The sequence below is a fragment of the Haloferax chudinovii genome, from assembly GCF_042663345.1.
GTDB lineage: Archaea > Halobacteriota > Halobacteria > Halobacteriales > Haloferacaceae > Haloferax > Haloferax chudinovii.
The window spans coordinates 1-18,004 of sequence record NZ_JBHTAB010000004.1 but is presented as its reverse complement, the minus strand read 5'-3'; the positions used below and the strand labels follow the sequence as shown (position 1 = coordinate 18,004).

At 68.7% G+C, this 18,004-nt stretch carries 20 protein-coding genes; 7 read left to right on the top strand and 13 right to left on the bottom strand.

The features are described 5' to 3' along the window. The first annotated feature begins 76 nt into the window (after positions 1 to 76). From ACFQI8_RS09225 to ACFQI8_RS09215, 3 genes are all read left to right on the top strand, one after another. On the top strand, positions 77 to 745 hold the full coding sequence (locus ACFQI8_RS09225; RefSeq protein WP_390244073.1) for an O-methyltransferase: 669 nt from the start codon (positions 77 to 79) through the stop codon (positions 743 to 745). A gap of 81 nt (positions 746 to 826) precedes the next feature. Further along, entirely contained in the window at positions 827 to 1,219 is a 393-nt protein-coding gene (locus ACFQI8_RS09220; protein WP_390244072.1) for a nascent polypeptide-associated complex protein, read from the top strand. Further along, complete coding sequence (locus ACFQI8_RS09215) at positions 1,216 to 1,941, top strand: methyltransferase domain-containing protein (protein WP_390244071.1); 726 nt, start codon at positions 1,216 to 1,218, stop codon at positions 1,939 to 1,941. Before ACFQI8_RS09220 ends, ACFQI8_RS09215 begins: the two co-directional genes overlap by 4 nt. A gap of 57 nt (positions 1,942 to 1,998) precedes the next feature. Here ACFQI8_RS09215 and ACFQI8_RS09210 read toward each other — a convergent pair whose 3' ends face one another. From ACFQI8_RS09210 to ACFQI8_RS09195, 4 genes are all read right to left on the bottom strand, one after another. After that, complete coding sequence (locus tag ACFQI8_RS09210; protein WP_390244070.1) at positions 1,999 to 2,637, bottom strand: DUF6517 family protein; 639 nt, start codon at positions 2,635 to 2,637, stop codon at positions 1,999 to 2,001. 40 nt (positions 2,638 to 2,677) lie between these two features. Next, a complete protein-coding gene (locus tag ACFQI8_RS09205; protein ID WP_008574128.1) occupies positions 2,678 to 2,998 on the bottom strand; it encodes a transcription factor S in 321 nt (106 codons plus the stop codon). Between the two features lie 93 nt (positions 2,999 to 3,091). Next, entirely contained in the window at positions 3,092 to 3,349 is a 258-nt protein-coding gene (locus ACFQI8_RS09200) for a hypothetical protein (protein ID WP_390244069.1), read from the bottom strand. 120 nt (positions 3,350 to 3,469) lie between these two features. After that, entirely contained in the window at positions 3,470 to 4,243 is a 774-nt protein-coding gene (locus tag ACFQI8_RS09195; RefSeq protein ID WP_390244068.1) for an enoyl-CoA hydratase/isomerase family protein, read from the bottom strand. 99 nt (positions 4,244 to 4,342) lie between these two features. Between ACFQI8_RS09195 and ACFQI8_RS09190 the strand changes: the two genes are divergently transcribed. Further along, complete coding sequence (locus ACFQI8_RS09190; RefSeq protein ID WP_390244067.1) at positions 4,343 to 4,843, top strand: DUF5797 family protein; 501 nt, start codon at positions 4,343 to 4,345, stop codon at positions 4,841 to 4,843. A gap of 19 nt (positions 4,844 to 4,862) precedes the next feature. Here the strand turns inward: ACFQI8_RS09190 and ACFQI8_RS09185 are convergent, their stop codons facing one another. The 3 genes from ACFQI8_RS09185 to ACFQI8_RS09175 all read right to left on the bottom strand — a co-directional run bounded on the left by ACFQI8_RS09185 (position 4,863) and on the right by ACFQI8_RS09175 (position 7,078). Continuing rightward, positions 4,863 to 5,462, bottom strand: a complete 600-nt coding sequence (locus ACFQI8_RS09185; RefSeq protein WP_390244066.1) for a class I SAM-dependent methyltransferase — start codon at positions 5,460 to 5,462, stop codon at positions 4,863 to 4,865. Positions 5,463 to 5,487: 25 nt separating this feature from the next. Then, complete coding sequence (locus ACFQI8_RS09180; protein WP_390244065.1) at positions 5,488 to 6,471, bottom strand: DUF5787 family protein; 984 nt, start codon at positions 6,469 to 6,471, stop codon at positions 5,488 to 5,490. Positions 6,472 to 6,622: 151 nt separating this feature from the next. Beyond that, positions 6,623 to 7,078 carry a bis(5'-nucleosyl)-tetraphosphatase gene (locus ACFQI8_RS09175; RefSeq protein WP_390244064.1) on the bottom strand — a complete coding sequence of 152 codons (456 nt, stop codon included), beginning with the start codon at positions 7,076 to 7,078 and terminating at the stop codon, positions 6,623 to 6,625. Between the two features lie 158 nt (positions 7,079 to 7,236). Here ACFQI8_RS09175 and ACFQI8_RS09170 point away from each other — a divergent pair, with 158 nt between their 5' ends. After that, on the top strand, positions 7,237 to 7,566 hold the full coding sequence (locus tag ACFQI8_RS09170; RefSeq protein ID WP_390244063.1) for a 30S ribosomal protein S10: 330 nt from the start codon (positions 7,237 to 7,239) through the stop codon (positions 7,564 to 7,566). Positions 7,567 to 7,629: 63 nt separating this feature from the next. Here ACFQI8_RS09170 and ACFQI8_RS09165 read toward each other — a convergent pair whose 3' ends face one another. Together ACFQI8_RS09165 and ACFQI8_RS09160 are read right to left on the bottom strand one after the other, a co-directional pair. Then, entirely contained in the window at positions 7,630 to 7,893 is a 264-nt protein-coding gene (locus tag ACFQI8_RS09165; RefSeq protein WP_390244062.1) for a DUF7513 family protein, read from the bottom strand. After that, positions 7,890 to 9,440, bottom strand: coding sequence for a Na+/H+ antiporter NhaC family protein (locus ACFQI8_RS09160; RefSeq protein WP_390244061.1), 1,551 nt, complete (start codon positions 9,438 to 9,440; stop codon positions 7,890 to 7,892). Before ACFQI8_RS09160 ends, ACFQI8_RS09165 begins: the two co-directional genes overlap by 4 nt. Before the next feature lie 128 nt (positions 9,441 to 9,568). Between ACFQI8_RS09160 and ACFQI8_RS09155 the strand changes: the two genes are divergently transcribed. Further along, a complete protein-coding gene (locus tag ACFQI8_RS09155; RefSeq protein ID WP_390244060.1) occupies positions 9,569 to 10,852 on the top strand; it encodes an amidohydrolase in 1,284 nt (427 codons plus the stop codon). A gap of 151 nt (positions 10,853 to 11,003) precedes the next feature. After that, positions 11,004 to 12,197, top strand: coding sequence for a sensor histidine kinase (locus ACFQI8_RS09150; RefSeq protein WP_390244059.1), 1,194 nt, complete (start codon positions 11,004 to 11,006; stop codon positions 12,195 to 12,197). Here ACFQI8_RS09150 and ACFQI8_RS09145 read toward each other — a convergent pair. From ACFQI8_RS09145 to ACFQI8_RS09130, 4 genes are all read right to left on the bottom strand, one after another. Beyond that, on the bottom strand, positions 12,172 to 13,587 hold the full coding sequence (locus ACFQI8_RS09145; RefSeq protein ID WP_390244058.1) for a geranylgeranyl reductase family protein: 1,416 nt from the start codon (positions 13,585 to 13,587) through the stop codon (positions 12,172 to 12,174). The genes ACFQI8_RS09150 and ACFQI8_RS09145 overlap by 26 nt on opposite strands. A 151-nt stretch (positions 13,588 to 13,738) precedes the next feature. Beyond that, positions 13,739 to 14,842: an ABC transporter permease gene (locus ACFQI8_RS09140; protein ID WP_390244057.1), complete on the bottom strand. Its 1,104-nt coding sequence runs from the start codon at positions 14,840 to 14,842 to the stop codon at positions 13,739 to 13,741. Beyond that, positions 14,839 to 16,098 carry an ABC transporter permease gene (locus ACFQI8_RS09135; RefSeq protein ID WP_390244056.1) on the bottom strand — a complete coding sequence of 420 codons (1,260 nt, stop codon included), beginning with the start codon at positions 16,096 to 16,098 and terminating at the stop codon, positions 14,839 to 14,841. Before ACFQI8_RS09135 ends, ACFQI8_RS09140 begins: the two co-directional genes overlap by 4 nt. Then, entirely contained in the window at positions 16,095 to 17,654 is a 1,560-nt protein-coding gene (locus ACFQI8_RS09130) for an ABC transporter ATP-binding protein (RefSeq protein WP_390244055.1), read from the bottom strand. Before ACFQI8_RS09130 ends, ACFQI8_RS09135 begins: the two co-directional genes overlap by 4 nt. Positions 17,655 to 18,004: the final 350 nt, after the last annotated feature.

Below are 18,004 nucleotides of genomic sequence, written 5' to 3'. Positions count from 1 at the left end.
CGTGAGAGTGACGGCAGTCTCCGCGAAACGCGGCCGCGGCGACCGATTTTATGTCCCTCGCGCGCCCTGCTTCGCCATGGATATCGTGACCGACGAGACGCGGCGGTTCCTCGCGGCGACCGCGCCCGAACACGACGCGGTGCAGGCCGAGATGGCCGCCTACGCCGACGAGCACGGCTTTCCCATCATCGGTCCCGAGGCGGGCGGCGTGCTCCGCGTCCTCGCGCACCTCGCCGACGCGACCCGGCTGTTCGAGTTCGGCTCCGGTTTCGGCTACTCCGCGACGTGGTTCGCCGAGGGGATGGCCGACGACGCCGAGCTGTACCTGACCGAACACGACGCCCACGAACTCGACATGGCGCGGGACTTCCTCGACCGCGCCGGGCTCGCCGACCGGACGACCTTCCTCGAAGGCGACGCGGTCGACCTGTTCGAGGGCGTCGACGGCGAGTTCGACCTCGTGTTGTTGGACCACCAGAAACACCGCTACGCCGAGGCGTTCGACCTCGTCTCCGACCGCGTCGCGGTCGGCGGGGTCGTCGTCGCCGACAACGTGATGCGCGGCCCGCTCGACTTCGGCGCGCTCACCGACTGGAGCGAAGGGCGGGGCGAGGCCCTCGACGGGGCCGACGCCGACACCCGCGGCATCGCGGCGTTCCTCGACGCGGTGCGGGCCGACCCGCGATACGAGACCATCGTCCTCCCGGTCGGAAACGGCCTCGCGGTCAGCACGCGGGTCGAGTAGCGGGCGACCGCCGGCCCGCGCGCCGACCGCCGCGCACCGACGTTCGCCACGCTTTTGAGCGCCCACCCCGACCCTTCGGGTATGTTTGGAGGCGGCGGGATGAACCCGCGAAAGATGAAGCAGATGATGAAGCAGATGGGCATCGACGTGACGGAGCTCGATGCCGAGGAAGTCGTCATCAAGACGGCCGACGAGGAACTCGTCTTCAGCGACGCCCAGGTCACGCGCATGGACGCGCAGGGCCAGGAGACGTACCAAATCGTCGGCGAGCCAGAGACGCGCGAACTCGGTGCCGGTGACGACGGCGGCGACGAGTCCGCTGACGCCGTCGAGGCCGACGAGGCCGACGACGCCATCCCGGCCGACGACGTGGCCATCGTGGCCCAGCGCGCCGGCGTCCCCGAGGACGAGGCCCGCGAAGCGCTGGCGGCCGAAGACGGCGACCTCGCCGCGGCCATCGCGCGACTGGAGTGATACTCCTCGTCCACGGCGACCGGGAGTACCTCCGGGCGCCCGGCGACGAGCTTCACACCGACCTCGGGATGCTCACCGTCCCCGAGGACGTCGAGGCGGGCCAGACGCTCGAAACCCACATCGGCGAGGCGTTCCTCGTCCGCGAGCCGCGCGGCCCGGACCTCTTCAACCACTTCGAGCGCACCGGCGCGCCGATGATGCCGCGCGATATCGGCCTCATCGTCGGCCACACGGGCATCGCGGCCGGCGAGCGCGTCCTCGACGCGGGGACCGGCACGGGCGTCCTCTCGGCGTACCTCGGTCGTCTCGGCGTCGACGTGACGACGTTCGAACGCGACGCCGAGTTCGCCGACGTGGCCCGCGAGAACATGCGACTCGCGGGCGTCGAAGACCGTGTCGACGTTCGCACCGGGGACATCACCGACGAGGTCGACGACCTCGCGAACGCGGCGTTCGACGCGCTCACCCTCGACACCGAGAACGCGCCCGAGGTCGTCCGCCACGCGCCCGACCTGCTCGCGACCGGCGGCTACGTCGCCGTCTACTCCCCGTTCGTGGAGGGCACGCGCGCGGCCGTCGAAGCCGCCAGAGAGGCGGGCCTGTCGGACGTGGAGACGTTCGAGACGATTCAGCGACGGATGGACTTCAACGACCGGGGGTCGCGCCCCTCGACCGCCGGCGTCGGCCACACCGGCTACCTCGTGTTCGCCCGCAACGAGTGAAGGAGTCCGACGCGGGCGGGCCAGTTCCCGTTCCCCGTTCAGCTCGACTGCGTCGCCTCATCCGACCCCGCGAATCACGCGAAACAGCTCTTCTCTGAATCGCTCCGGGTCGAGCGCCTCCCGGAGCGCCGCCGCCGTCTCCCCGTCGCCGGCGCGGACCTCGCGGGGGTACGCGCCGCCGGTCAGGAGGAACTCGCCGTCGACCGGCGTCACCGCGAGGTAGGCGTCGGCCGCGAGTTCCACGCCCGCGAGTTCCACGCTCGCGGCGTAGCGAATCACGTCGGCCTCGGCTTCGGTCTCCGCGCCGGCGGAACCGGACTCGCCGTCGGCGGAGTCGGTCTCGTCGCCGCCGCCAACCCGCACCCGGAGCGTCCGCGACTCGACGCGCCGGACGTCTGAGAAGCCGCGGGCTTCGAGGCGCGACCGGAAACCGGCGCTCGCGCGCTTGCCGACGAGGGTCGTCAGCGACTTCGACGGCGGCGTCTGCGGCCGGATTTCGAGGCGGCTGGCGAACAGAAAGCGCCACGGGCCGTCGGCGGTCGCCGGGAGGCGCTCGCGGATGTCGGCGTCCTCGTAGACGACGGTCCGGGCAACGACGCTGACGGGGCCGAGTTCGAACGGGCGGTCGGTCGCGTCGTCGACGCGGACCCACCCCTCGAGCGGCGGGAGGGTCGGCGGAGCGAGCGCGTCGGCCATACCCCGCGTTACGGACGGAGGGCTGAAAAAGGCGAGTCGCTCAGTGGTCGTCTTCGCGCCACTTGTGGTCGCACTCGACACAGGTGAAAAAGCGCGTCTCGGACTCGTCGGCCGAGCGAATCTGCTTCATCTCGTAGCGCGCGACGTCGTGGCCGCACTTCGGACAGATGGCCTTCGTCGTCGGGCCGATGTCGGCGTTGTCCACGTCGGACATGTCGACGACCTCGCTGGATTCCTGGCCCTCGGTCGTGACCATGGACTTCTCCTTTTCGCTGTCGCGCGCTTTCTCGTGGCCGTTCGGACAGACCCAGACGCCGTCTTGCGGCGTCATCAGGGACCCGCAGTCGTCGCAAAACTCCATGATAGTACGTCCTACCGCTTGAGGGACTTAAGCGTCAGGATTGCGCCGCGCTCACGGGGTGAGCGCTCAAAAAAGCCGGCGGGAAACGGCGGTTCAGGCGTCGCCGTCGGACTGCCCCGGTTCGCCGAGCGCCTCGATGGGCATCGCGTTGTTCAGTTCGTAGTACAGGTCCTTCGCGTCGGCGAACTCGGCCGGGAGGCAGTTCCGCACTAACTCACCGAGGTCGGCGTTCCCGTCGGCCATGAGCACCGTCACACCGTCGAGGGAGGTCGCGGCGTCCCGGCGCGAGACCGGGTACGAGAGGTCTTCGAGGCGGGATTCGACGCGACCGAGCGTGATTGATTCTTTCACGATTGTTAATTATACAGGGAGCGTATTAGCAGTTGTAGGAGCCGTGCTAGCATGGCAACGATGTGGAATCGGTGAGGCTAATCGACCGACACCACCGGAGAACGGCCTCTCAGTCGGGTTCTATTCGAAGTCGGGGTCGCGCTTGTCGAGGAAGGCGTCCATCCCCTCGCGCTGGTCGTGGGTGCCGAACAGGCCGCTCCAGACCCGCGTCTCGAAGTCGAGCGCGGCGTCTCGCGGCGCGTCGTGGGACATGTTGATGGCGGCTTTCGCGCCCGCGAGGGCGTGTCGCGGCTTCGACGCGAGCTCGGCGGCGAGCTCCTCGACGTGCGATTCGAGCTGGTCGTGGGCGACGACCTCGCCGACGATGCCGTACTCGTGGGCGTCGCTGGCGTCGATACGCTCGCCGAAGAAGATGAGCCGCCGCGCGACCTCGTCGCCGACGAGCGCCGGCAGGCGGACGCTCCCGCCCCAGCCGGGCATGATACCGAGGTCGATTTCGGTCTGCCCGAAGAGCGCGCGCTCGGAGGCGACCCGGAGGTCACACGCCAACGCGAGTTCCATGCCGCCGCCGAAGGCGTAGCCGTTGACGGCCGCGACGGTCGGCGCGGAGAGCTCCTCCAAGCGCGCCGCGATGCGGTGGCCCTGCTCGGCGTAGTTCTGTGCGGCGGGCGTTCCGATGTCTTTCATGTAGCCGATGTCCGCGCCCGCGATGAACGCCTTGTCGCCCGCGCCGGTGAGGACGACCACTCGCGCGTCGCCGTCTTCGGCCTCGTCGAGCGCGTCTTCGAGCGCGTCGAGCGTGTCCGCGTTGAGCGCGTTCATCTGCTCGGGGCGGTCGATGGTGATGGTCGCCACGTCGCCGTCCCAGTCGAGTCGGAGGGTGTCCCAGCTCATACTCGGGGCGACGCAAGGCACAGGGATAATAATTAACGTTTCGCGGTCGCGCTGAAGAATCCAGAACAACGTTATACCCCGTCCGTCGAATCCACCGATATGACGCTCTCCGACGAGGCGAAAGAACGCCTCGCCGACATCGTCCGGCTCCAGCCGACGAAGAACAAGGAGTTACAGAACCGCTGGGACCTCGAAAGCGGAAGCGAGGTCCACCGATACCTCGAATCCGAGCTGAAAGACTACTACTACCGCGACGACAACAGCCTCATCCGCGCGACGGCCGAGGCCGCCGAGCTCGTCGGCGTCGAACCCGGCGTCGAGGGCGGCGACGACGCCGAATCCGTGCCGAGCGTCATCCGCGTCCCCTCGCTCGAAGCCCGCGTCTTCGAGGTCGTCGCCGGCCCCGACGAGCGCTCCGAGAGCGTCGTCAGCGTCCTCAACAAGCTCCGCGACGAGTTCGACATCGACCCCGACGTGGACGACGTGCGCCGGGCGCTCCAGAGCCTCCGCCGCAAGGGCGTTATCGAGGTCGTCTACCGGACCGTCCCCACGTTCCGCCTCGCCGTCGAGCGCGACGAGGTCGACGTGGAGGTCGTCTAACCGCCCGCCGCCGCCGCCTCTATTCGCGCCGCTCGAACACCAGCGCGTAGTGGTACGGCGGGATGTCGATTTCCGCCGTCACCGCGAGGTCGGTCGCGTTCTCGACCATCGCCGCGGTCTCCGCGGGACCGAGCCGCAGGTCGGTCGGCGGGCCGCGCGGTTCGCCGGCGACGGTCGTCTCCGCTCGGGGGAGCGGCTGCCAGTTGACGACGACGAACCGGCCGTCGTCGGCGAGGACCGACTCGATTTCCGTCAGGAACTCGTCGGGGTCGTCGACCCCGTGGAACGCGTTGGCGAACAGCGCCACGTCGACGGGGTCCGAGAGGTGCGTCGATAGCTCGCGGGCGTCGCCGCGGACCGACACCACGCTGTCGATGCACTGCTGGTCGGCGAGGTGGTCGAGTTCCGCGAGGTGTCCGTCGTCGAGGTCGACCGCGTACACCGGGGCCGGCGCGACGATTCGCGCCGCCGGCAACGCGAAGTAGCCGTTTCCACAGCCGATTTCGGCGACGGTGTCGCCCGCCGACAGTCCGAGGTCCCGAAGCGTCTCGCCCGGCGTCGGCCAGAGCTTCCCCCACCAGTCCCAGTCCGGCAGTCGCGTGTTCTGGAATCGTTCCATATCGCTCGGTCAGCGGGGCGCGAAGTTAGGCGTTCTCACTGCCGCGCTCGGCGCGGTCTCGTTCGCGCTCGCGGCGCGCCTCCAGAATCCGGCGGACGCCCTTGCCGGGGCCACCCTCGATGGGCCAGCCCTTCATCCGCCACGCCGGTGGTTCTGGCTCGAACGACGGACACGAGTGCGCGCACTCGCGCTGGCTCTGATAGCAGTCTTTCGCGGCGCACCGGGGCACGAGCGCCCGGCCGCGCCGAGCGAGTTCGAACTGTCGGCAGTCGGGTCGCATCGTGTCCACGTAGTTCCGCCAGCCGCGGTCGTAGGCGCGCTCGGCGAGGACGAGTCGCCGTCGGGTGTCCGCCGGGTCGGGCGAGAGCGAACTCGGGTGCCACAGCACCTCCGCCGAGTCGCCGTCGACGCCGAGGATGCCGACTTCGACCGGGAGGTCCTCCAGCAGGGCGGGTTCGACCCGTCGCCCCGTCACCTCGGTGGCGACCCAGACCTCGTCGGCGAGCGCCCGCGACACGTCGTGTTCGAGTTGGTCGGCGAGCGCGCGGGCGGCGCTGGCGTCGAGGTCCGGCTTGTTCTCGATGGCGACGACGCGCTCGACCCAGTCGGGGTACGGCGCGGTCCGTCGGTACTCGACGCGGTTCCGCGACCCCCGACGTTTCTCGACAAGCCCGAGTCCCGCGGCGCGGTGGACCGCCGGCACGACGTGTCGCCACGGGAAGTCGGGTTCGGGGACGGCGTCTCTGTACCACGCCCACTCGGCGGGCGCGTGGCGGACGACGCGCAACAGGTCCGAGTCGAAGCCGTCGGCCGAGAGGGCGCGCCGGGCGGCGAACGCCTCGGGGTCGACCTCGACGACGACGGTGTCCCAGCGGCGCTCTCGGGTGCCGAGCTGTCGGGCGACGAACGCGGGGCGCGGGCCGTCGGGGTGCCACGTGCGCTCGGCCCAGCGGCAGACCCGTAGCTCGAAGGCGAACTCGGGGTCGCGGTCGCTGTCGGCGTCGCTCACGACCGGGAGTCGCGGCGGGGAGCCGAAGGCGTTTCGGTCGGGCGGCTTCGGTGTGGGGCCCGACGACGCCGCGGGTGTCGCCGCCCGCGCCGAATCGCGGCGCTGTCGCTCGCAGGTGTCGCGTCTCGGGCGTCGGCCGAACCGACCGACGCTACTTCAGGTACTTGTGTTCGCCCTCGTTTTTCGCGGCGAGCTCGTCGAGGAACTCGTGGGCGCGCTCGAATATCTCGCGGGGGCCGTCCTGCGTGATGGTGTTGATGGCCTGCTCGTAGTCGCGCCACTGGAGGTCGCGGTGCTCCGTCGAGAGCTCCGCGGACGCCTCGAACGAGCGCGCGATAAAGAGGTGGACCGTCTTGTGAATCGTCGTACCGTTCGCTTCGAAGACGTAGCTGTAGTCCTCGCGGAAGCCGTCGATGAGACGGAAATCTCGGATTCCCGCCTCCTCTTTGACCTCCCTGATTGCCGTTTGCTGAAGCTCCTCGTCCCCTTCGACCCCGCCCTTCGGGAACTCCCAGTCCCCGGGACGGCTCTTCAGGAGTAAGTACTCCCTCCGGCCGCGGGTGTCGCGGAAGAGAATGGCTCCAGCGCTGACCGCTTCGACTGCCATTACCCGAAATAAACGTGCCACCCTTTAAGAGGGTATCGGAGGCTGTAGCGCGTTCGCACGGTTTTTCACTCGGGATTCGGGGCGAGGGGCCCCGAGTCACCGGTTCGTGTAGATGCGCTTTTACCGTCGGAGCGTGCAACAAGCAGTAGTACCCAGCTATGACCTTCGTCACGAAACTCACCTTCCAAAGCGGTGATAAGGCGGTCCTCGACCGAGTGGTCGGCGACCTCAAGGAGTTCGTCGAGCGGAAGGGCGCGGAGTGTCGCGGCCCCCACGCCGACCAGCCGAAACAGGTGAGCGTCCCGCAGTACCGGACGCTCCAGCCCGGCGACCAGTTCTCGTCGTGGTCCTACCCCGTGTACACCCGTCGCCTCGAAATCCACGGCGCGGACCACATCGCCCGCGAGGTCGGCCTCAAGGAGTTCCCCGACAGCGTCCACCTCGAAGTCGAAGTCGAACAAAAAAAGCCGCTCGGCCACCGCCGCTGACGGCGGTCGCGGAGCGCGAACGAAGACGTTGGTCTGCGCTTTTCCTCCGGTCTCTGCGGTCGCTCAGGCGTCCGGCCCGAGCAGTTCGACCACGTCGCCGGTACCGACGTGATTGGTCGCGTCGAACGACGTGACCTCGAGCCGAACCTTGTCTTCGACGGCCGCGTCGCCGCCGTCTTCGACCCGGATGACCGAGTCGCCGACGCGGACGGTGAGACCGTCGCCATTGCGCTCGCTGACGTAGGCCGTGATGACCTCGCCGGGTTCGAACGTCGGCGTCGCGGTGCGGAACGTCCAGCCGACCAAGAGCTTGTCGAGGCGGCTCATACGCGGCTCACCTCCTCGCTCGTGCGGTCGGAGACGTACTCGCGGCCGTAGCCGGTCCACGCGGCAAAGAGGAACACCGCCACGAGGAACCAGCCGTGGAAGACGTAGGGGAAGACGGACGCGGGGTTCACGAGCATATCCGCCGTGAACCACGGCGTCGCCTCGCCGCCGACGAGCCCCTGCATGGCCCCGTAGCCGGCGAGCAGGCCGCCGCCCCACGGGAAGATGTAGCCGAGCGCCGAGGTGTTGGCGTCGAGGATGTTGGCGCGGCGGTAGCCGTTGATGTTGAAGCGCTTGCCGAGGGTGGCGATGTAGGGCGCGATGGCGATTTCGGCCGCCGTGTTGATGGTGACCGTCGCGTTGACGAGCGCCGTCCCGACGACCATCGTGGTCTCCGCGCGGCGGACCGTCGTGGCGACGCGGTCGATGACGAGTTCCTGAATCGCGTCGAAGCCGCCGCCGGCGCGCATGATTTCCGCGCCAGCGACGAGCAAGAGCGTCAGGACGATAAGCGGGAAGAAGCCGGCCGCGCCGGAGTAGACGCTCCCGCCGACGCCGACCTGTCCCGCGGGGACGGTCTCGACGACGGTACCGAGGAGCGGAAGCGCCTCGACCGCCTGCGTGAGGCCGTTCTGCGGCGCGCTGAACAGGAGCATGCTCCCGGCCGACACGTCCACGAGGTTCGCCGCGCCGAGCGCGACGTTGAACGCCGCCGCGAGGAGCAGGCCCCACGAGACGGCCTCGATGATGTGCCGGCCGCGGACGGCGAGGACGATGACGACGGCGATGTCGAGCAGGTGGACGAGCCCCCACGGCGACACCGACGCCGAGACCTCGCCGGCGACGTCGACGTGCGGCATCCCGCCCCAGACGCCGGGGATTCCGAAGCCGGCGACGAGATACGCCGCGATTGCGAGCGCCGCCGCGACGACGGCGTACTTCACGCGGGACGCGACGACGCCGCCGATGTCGGCGTCCTGCGTGACCGCGGAGACGATGGTGGTGTCGCTGACGGGCGCGAGGTTGTCCCCGAACACCGCGCCGGAGAGAATCGCGCCGAACAGCAACACGGGGTTCGCGCCGAGGAGGAGCCCCGCCGGGAAGACGAGGCTCGTGAAGGCGATTGCGGTGCCGTACCCGGTACCGATGCCGGTCGCCAACAGCGCCGCGAGCAGGAACGTCACCGCCGGGAACAGCCCCGGCCCGACGTTCAGGACCGTGGCCGCCCAGACGAGGCCGTCGACGAAGCCGCCGACCTGAATCGTCTCGGCGAACATGCCCGCCCAGAGCCACGCGACGACCGCGGTCGCGGCGACCCGGCGGGTCATGCCGGCGAAGATGACGTCCGCGTAGTCCTTCCAGTCTCCCCGGACGAACAGCAGTCCCGCGATGAGTCCTGTCAGCATCCCCGCAACGAGGCCGGTCGTATCGCCGATACCGAGGATACCGCTCTGGAAAATCGCCCACGCGATGAACAGGCCGATGGGCAGGGCGCTCACGAGGCGCCCGCCACGGAAACTGAGCTCGATGTCCGGTTCTTCTGGCATCGTTTGTCAGAGATTGACTGTTATATATAATAGGCACGAATTTCCTCCAACTATTTCTTCCAAAGTTGCGTTTCTCGGTCACGAACCGTCGGGAGCGTTTATCATCGCCGGGGCAAAAGAGTCCAGACATGAGCCACCGAGCGACGATGGACGACCTCGTCTCGCTTCGCCGCGACCTGCACCGCCACCCCGAACCCGCGTGGTGCGAGTTCTACACCACCGCCCGCCTCGTCGACGAACTGGAGACGCGCGACCTCGACGCGCTCTACGTCGGCCCGGAGACGCTCGACGCCGACGAGCGCATGGCCGTCCCCGACGACGACGTGCTCGACGCGTGGTTCGAGCGGGCCCGCGAGGCCGGCGCGCGCGAGGACGTGCTCGAGCGACTCGCCGGCGGCTACACCGGCGCGGTCGCGGTCGTCGAACGCGGCGAGGGGCCGACCGTCGGCCTCCGCGTCGACATCGACGCGCTCCCCATCCCCGAGTCCGAGGCCGACGACCACCTCCCGGCCGCCGAGGGCTTCCGCTCCGAGAACGAGGGGTTCATGCACGCCTGCGGGCACGACGCCCACGCGACAATCGGGCTCGGCGTCCTCGACGCCGTCATCGACTCCGACTTCGAGGGGACGTTCAAGCTGTTCTTCCAACCGAGCGAGGAACAGGTCGCCGGCGGCAAGGCCGTCGCCGAGGGCGGCCACCTCGACGACGTGGACTACCTGCTCGCGCTCCACGTCGGTCTCGACCACCCGACCGGCGAGGTCGTCTGCGGCATCGACGGCTTCCTCGCCGTCTCGCACTTCCGCGCCGAGTTCACCGGCGCGCCGGCCCACGCGGGCGCGAAGCCCGAGGAAGGGAAGAACGCGAACCTCGCGGCCGCGACGGCCACCCAGAACCTCTACGGCATCTCCCGGCACTCGGACGGCGCGACCCGCGTCAACGTCGGTCTGATGGGCGGCGGCACCGCCACGAACATCGTCGCCGAGGAGGCGTTCATCGAAGGCGAGGTGCGCGGCGCGACGACCGACCTCATGGAGTACGTCGAGGGCCGCGCCCACACCGTCATCGAGTCGGCCGCCGCCATGCACGACTGCGAGGTCGAGATTAACGTCGAGGGCAAAGCCCCGAGCGCCCGGAGCGACGACGCGCTCGCGGCCATCGTCGGCGGCGTGAGCGAGGGCGTCGAGGGCGTCACCTCCATCCTCGACCGCGACGAACTCGGCGGGAGCGAAGACGCGACGTACCTCATGCAACGCGTCCAGGACCGCGGCGGCCTCGCGGCCTACGTCGGCGTCGGCACGGACCACCCCGGCGGCCACCACACCCGGACGTTCGACGTGGACGAGACGACCATTCGAATCGCCGTCGACGTGCTCGCTGGAAGCGTCGAGCGAATCGCGGCCGAGCGCCCCTGAGACGAGAGACAACGGTTACTGAAACGCGCCGAGCGCTCCGTTCGAGCGCCCTCCGGCGGTCTCACCCCGTCGGACGCGGCGCGCGCTCGCCCGAATCCCCCTGCGGTAACCGCCAGCGGTTATTTGTCTCCCCCGTGCATAGCCGCCAGCGATGGGGCTCGTTGGAGGTGAATCGACCGAAGACGCAGACCTGCGTCCGGGTCTCGCAGTCGTCGGCATCGCCGTCGGCGTCGCGGTCGTCCAAGTCGCCGTCTTCCCCGACAGCCCCGAGGTTCGCTGGCTCCGGTTCGCCGTGGAGTTGCTTTTGGTTCCGATTCCCCTCGCCGGCGCGTTCGTCGTCGGCGGCGTCCGCGACGTGCAGGCGGTCTGGCGGCCGCTGTACGCCGGGACCGCGCTGTTCGCCGTCTACGCCGTCACCGACGCGGTCGACGAGCTCGTCACCCAGCCCGAGGCGGTCACGCTCGTCTTCGAGGACGGGATGCTCCTCGTCAGCTCGGTCGCGCTCGTGGTCGGAGCGGTCCGGTGGTCGTCCCACCGCGACGCCCGCGAGACGGACCTGCGCCGCCGCAACGAGCGGCTCGACCAGTTCGCGTCGGTCGTCACCCACGACCTCCGCAATCCGCTGAACGTCGCCCAGATGCGACTCGAACTCGCCCGCGAGGGCCACGGGACCGACCACCTCTCGACGGTCGCCGAGGCCCACGACCGGATGGAAGCGCTCATTCAGGACGTGCTCCAGCTCGCCCGCGTCGGCGAGTCAGTCGGCGATGTCGAGCCCGTCAGCCTCGCCACCGTGGCCGCCGACGCGGTGACGAACACCAGCCTCGGGGCGTCGGGGCTCACCGTCGAGGCCGACGCGAGACTGCTCGCCGACCGGGGCCGACTCACCGCCGTCTTCGAGAACCTGTTTCGGAATTCCGTGGAACACGGCTCGACGAGCCGCCGGGATGCTCCCGGCGACGCTGTGGAACACGGCGTTCGGAGCGACCAGTCGTCCGCCGCCGAAACGAGCCCGGCAGGCGCGGGTGGCCGCCGGGCGGTGGCCGACGCCGACGGGGGGACGCCGGGCGTCAACGTCCGCGTCGGCCCGCTCGAAGACGGTTTTTTCGTCGAAGACGACGGCCCCGGCATCCCGCCGGAAGAACAAAAACGAGTCTTCGAGTCGGGCTACAGCACCGATACGAAGGGGACCGGCCTCGGCCTCGCCATCGTCGCCGGCGTCGCCGACGCCCACGGCTGGGAGGTGGCGGCGACGACCGGCAGAGACGGCGGGGCGCGGTTCGAGTTCCGAGGCGTCTCGTCCGCGGGGGAGACCGAGGTCAGTACTTCGGGTCCGCGCCGGTGAGTTCGTAGATGTCGTCCATGATGCGGTCCCGCTCGACTTTCCAGCCTTCGAGGGCGCTCGGCCGACTCGGATAGCGGCCGTAGTGAGCCAGCAGGTCGTCGGCGAGGCGCTTGACTTTGAAGAACTCGTAAATCTGGCTCCAGTGGCCGTAACTCGACGCCGCGGTCTGCGCGAGGAGCACCGGGCCGAACGAGGTCGTCCCGGAGTAGAGCGCCTCCGCCAGCTTCTCGCCGGGGATGGAGGCGATGAGGCCCATCAGGTCGTCCACGTCGACGGCGGTCGAGAGGATGTTGTAGACGTCGAGACTGGCGTAGCGGCCGCCGAAGTGGTCCATGACGCGCTGGTTGTAGCGCCAGAGCGTCTCCTCGCTCACGTCGCCCGCTTCGAGCGCGATAGCGGCCTGCTCGCCGGCGTACTTCCCGGCGTAGGCCGCGCCGGCGATGCCGCCACCGGTCGTCGGGTTGACGTGGGCCGCGGCGTCGCCGACGGCCATGTAGCCCGGCGCGGTCGCCGAGTCGTAGGGGCGGCGGGTCGGGAGGGCGGCACCGAGCTTGTCGACGACCGCCGCGCCCTCGAACTCGGGGCGCTCGCGGAGGTCCCGCTTCAGGTCGTCGACGAGCTTCATCGGCTCTTCTGTCATCTGGAAGCCGAGGCCGGCGTTGATGGTCGTCTCCGTCCGCGGGAAGTACCAGACGTAGCCCGCGGCGACCTCGGCGGGCTTGAACACGAGCGCGTCCGACCACTCGACGGGGTCGGGGACCTCGACGACCTCGCGGTACGCCGACGAGAAGTGCGTGTAGGAGACGTTCGTGTCGAAGGTGGTCTCGGAGAAGTCCACCTTATCTTGGAGGAGCGACAGCGAGCCCGCGCCGTCGATGACGATGTCGGCGTCGTACTCGACGACCTCGCCGTCGTGTTTGCCGACGATGCCGGTGACGGTGCCGTCGTCGTCCTGCGTCACGTCTTGGACGACCGTGTCGTAGTGGAGTTCCGCGCCGGCCTCCTCCGCGCCCTCGATGATGAGTCGACCGTACTCCCAGCGGTCGATGACGGCGAGTTCGCCGGGGACCGGGATGTCGAGGACGGTGTCCTCCTGCGGAATCTCGAAGCGGCCGTGGTCCACCTCGGTGTTGGTGAACGCGGGCTCGATTTTCGACTTCGGAATCGCCTCGGGGAAGGCGTCCGCGCCCTTCAGGGCGTCGCCGCAGGCGATGTGGCCCGCTTCCTCCGCGGGCTTTCGCTCGACGATGGTCACGTCGTAGCCCGCGTTCGCGATGGTGGCGGCGGCGTAACAGCCGGAGGTTCCCGCGCCGACGACCACCACGTCCACGGACTGGGTCCGTGGGCTCGCCGAGGACTCCTCGGCGGTGTCGTTCTCGTCTGTGGACATGGTATCACCTCCATATCGCGGGCTGAAAACTCTTTACTCCCGCACCGACCGCGCGGGGGCGACTCCGGCGGGAACCGCTCCCGCCGAGACGCGACGCTCGGCTGAGAGAGAGGGGAACGGAGAGAACGGAAACGCGAGGGTTCCGGGTCGCTCAGCGGTTGTCGTCGCCGGTGTCGTAGTGTTCGCCCGACGCGGCCGGGATGCGGGTGCGACCGACGAGCGCGAGGACGACGAGGACCGTCACGTACGGAATCGTCTGGATGAGCGAGTCGGGAACGCCGTAGCCGGGGACCTGCTGGAGGCGAATCTGGGCGGCCTCCAGCCCCGCGAAGAGGAACGACGCGCCGAACGCGCCGACGGGGTTGTAGTTCCCGAAGAGGAACGCCACGATGGCGATGAAGCCCTTCCCGTTGACCATCGTCTGGTTGTTACCGACGAACTGACCGAGGCCGAGCGACAGCGCGGAGCCGCCGATGCCGGCGAGGAACCCCGAGAGGAGCACGCCCGCGTAGCGGACGCGGCTCACGTCGACGCCGACGGTGTCGAGCGCCTTCGGGTTCTCGCCGGACGCGCGGACGTGGCGGCCGAACGCCGTGCGGTTCAGGACGTACCACGACGCCGGGACCGCGACGAGCATCATGTACACCGCGGGGTCGGCGTCGAAGAACGCGCCGAAAAACGGGATGTCCGAGAGGACGGGAATCGTCCACGTCCCGAGAGTCGTCCCGAGGTTATCGGTGTTGACGCCGCCGTAGTAGACGGTCGCCGCGAACGGCGCGAGACCGAGCGCGATGAGCCAGACGGCGAGGCCGGCGATAATCTGGTCGGCCTTGAATCGGATGCAGACCACGGCGAACAGCGCCGAGAACAGCACCGACGAGAGGATGCCGGCGAAGAAGCCGATCCAGATGGCCGGCAGGCCGACGACGGTCATCTCGGGGCCGACGACAGCCGTCGTGATGACCGCGGTGAACGCCGAGATGATGAGCAGTCCCTCCAGTCCGATGTTCACCACGCCGGCCTTCTCGGAGAAGATACCCCCGAGCGCGGCGAAGGTGATTGGCACCGAAAGCCGGAGCGCCGACGAGAGCGTGCTCCGACTGGTGAGGATGCCGAGGAGATTGCCCCAGATACTGCTCGGGAAGACGAGGCCGAGCAGTGCGATGAGCAGAAAGACGCTCAGCGCCCCGCCGGCGAGCGTCGCTCTGTAAGACAGTTCGGTGTCGCGGAGTCGGTCGATGGTGGTCGTACTCATTCGTCGTCACCTCCGAGAGCGCCGCCGTCCGTGGCCACGGTCTCGCGGTCCGGTTCGAGGTCGATGGCGGAGCCGAGCATGCGGAAGAACTCGGGCATCGCGACGAACAGGATGATGAGACCGCGGAGGACGCCGACGAGCTGTTTCGGGACGCCGGTCCCGAACTGGACCGCGAGGGAGCCCGATTTGAGCGTCCCGAACAGGAGCGCCGCCGGGACGACCCCGAACGGGTTGTTCCCCGCGAGGATGGAGACGGTGATGCCGTCGAACCCGAGCGAGGGGACGCCGGCCTGCCACTTGCCCATGACCATGAGCACCCAGATGGCACCGCCCATGCCGCCGAGCGCGCCCGAGAGGAACATGCTCGTGACGGTCGTTCGCTTTGCGTCGACGCCGCCGTACTCGGCGGCTTCGGGCTGTTCGCCGCTCGTCCGGAGGTCGTACCCGAAGGAGGTCTGTTCGAGCAGGAACCAGACGCCGACGACGAGCGCGAGGCCGAACGCGAGCGCGAGAACCGAGAAGTCGCCCCCCTGCGGGAACGCCACCGGGAGGAGCGTCGCCCAACTGGGAAGCGGCGTCGTCTCGACGACCTGCGAGTCGGGGTTGGAGAAGAACTCGCTGACGAGGACGAACGCGATCTGCGCGGCGATGAAGTTCAGCATGATGGTCGTGATGACCTCGTTGGCGTCGGCGTAGGCCTTGAGCGCGCCCGGAATCGCGCCGTAGAGGCCGCCGACGAGCGTGCCGACGACGACGGCGAGCGGAATCAGGACGAGGCCGCCGACGAGGCCGGACGGCAGGAACGGCGCGACGAAGAGCGAAAACAGCGCCGTCGCGAGACCGCCGAGGACGAGTTGGCCCTGCGTCCCGATGTTGAACAGGCCTGCCCGGAAGGAGACGGCGACCGAGAGGCCGGTGAAGACCAGGAGCGTCGTCTCCTTGAGCGTGAGCGCGAACCCGAAGTTCAGCGGGTTCCAGTTGGGGTTGAACAGCGCGGGGTCGTTCAGGAGGAACGGCTCGCCGAGCGCCCCGTTGAACAGCACGAGGTACACCTCGACGGGGTCGTAACAGAAGCCGGTGCCGAACAGCGTCGTCGCCGCGGTCTGGCACGTCGTGATACGGCCGGAGACGAGGATGATGACCGCGCCGACGAGCACGGCCAGCACGAGCGCGGCGAAGCTGATGAGGATGCGCTCGGTCGCGGAGGCGGCCGTCAGCCGGCGGAGGACGGCCTTCGCGTTCTCGGCCGCGCTCATTTGGCGTCACCCACGGGCGGTTCCGCGTCGGTCGCGTCGGCGTCGGGGCGTTCGCCGGCCATGAGCAGGCCGATCTCTTCTTCGGTGGTGTTGCGTGGGTCTACGATGTCCATGAGTTCGCCGTCGTGCATGACGCCGAGGCGGTCCGAGAGGCCCTGCACTTCGTCGAGCTTCGAGGAGACGAGGAGAACCGCCTTCCCCTCCGCTCGGAGGTCCAAGAGCCGCTCGTGGATGAACTCCATCGCGCCGATGTCCACGCCGCGGGTCGGGTGGGTGGCGACGACGAGGTCCGGTTCGCGTTCGAGCTCGCGGCCGACGATGAACTTCTGCTGGTTGCCGCCGGAGAAGGACTCCGCGTCGGCGTCGGCGTGCGGCGGTCGAACGTCGTACTCGTCGATGATTCGCTCCGCGTGGTCGCGCGCGTCGGACCAGTGTATCCGGCCGTCGGCGGCGAACGTCGGGCTGTGCTGGCTCCCGAGGATGCCGTTTTGGACGAGGTCGAAGTCCATCACGAGCCCGCGCTCGTGTCGGTCCTCGGGGATGTACGCCATCCCGTCGTCGATGCGGGAGCGGCGCGAGGCGTCGGTGACGTCCCGGCCCTTGTAGGAAATCGAGCCCTCGGTCGGCGTCCGCAGGCCGGTGATGGCCTCGACCAACTGCGACTGGCCGTTGCCGTCGACGCCGGCGACGCCGAACACCTCGCCCTCGCGGATGTCGAACGACACGTCGGAGACGGCGGGGATGCCGCGGTTGTCCTCCGCCGAGAGGTTCCGCACCGCGACCACCTCGTCGCCCGGTTCCTGCGGTTCGGCCTTCGGTTCGAGGAGGACCTCGCGGCCGACCATCAGCTCGGCGAGTTCCTCGTTTGACGTCTCGTCGGCCTTCACGGTGCCGACGTTCTTGCCGTTTCTGAGGACGGTGATGTCGTCGGCGGCGTGCATCGCCTCCCCGAGTTTGTGGCTGATGAAGATAATCGTCTTCCCCTGGGCGGTCAGCTCCTCGAAGACGCGGAACAGCTCTTCGACCTCCTGGGGGGTGAGGACCGCGGTGGGTTCGTCCAGAATGAGGATGTCGGCCCCGCGGTAGAGTGCTTTCAGAATCTCGACGCGCTGTTGAACGCCGACGCTCACGTCCTCGATGGCGTCGTCGGGGTTCACGTCGAATCCGTATCGGTTCGAGAGGTCGATGACCTCTTGGCGCGCGCGCTCCCGGTCGACGGTCGTGCCGAACCACTTGCGCGGTTCGTTGCCGAGGACGATGTTCTCGGCGACCGTCATGGGGTCGACCAGCATGAAGTGCTGGTGAATCATACCGATTCCGGCGTCGATAGCGTCCGCGGGCGAGTCGAAGTCCCGCGGTTCCCCGTCCACGTAGACGGTCCCCTCGGTGGGTTCGTAGAGCCCGTAGAGGATGTTCATCAACGTCGTCTTGCCGGCCCCGTTCTCTCCCAGAAGTGCGTGCACCGTGCCGCGCTCGACGGTCAGGTCCACGTCGTCGTTCGCCACGACGCCGGGGAACCGTTTTGTGATTTCGTCGAGATGAACAGCGGTGCTCATCTTGACCCTTTTTTCGGGGGGGCTCGCTTAAACTCGTGGGATTCGAGCCGACGCGGGAGTGGCCCACACGGAGCGTCGCGGCGGTTATCGGGGAGTTCGAACTGTTCAACCCGCAGGCATGTTCGACTGCCCGCGGTGCGGAACCGGCAACATTGACTCACTCTTGCCAGATGCCGTCGCTCGAGACGCGGCGTCGAAAAAATGCGAGTGTCGGGTCGCGGGATTACCTGAATTGAGGCGCTAAGGCGCCCCTTCCTCAACGAACGAGCGAAGCGAGTGAGTAGGGAGGGGATACAGCGCCGCACGATATCAAACACGTCCGACGCTCGGCCCACAGGCCCACGCAATCG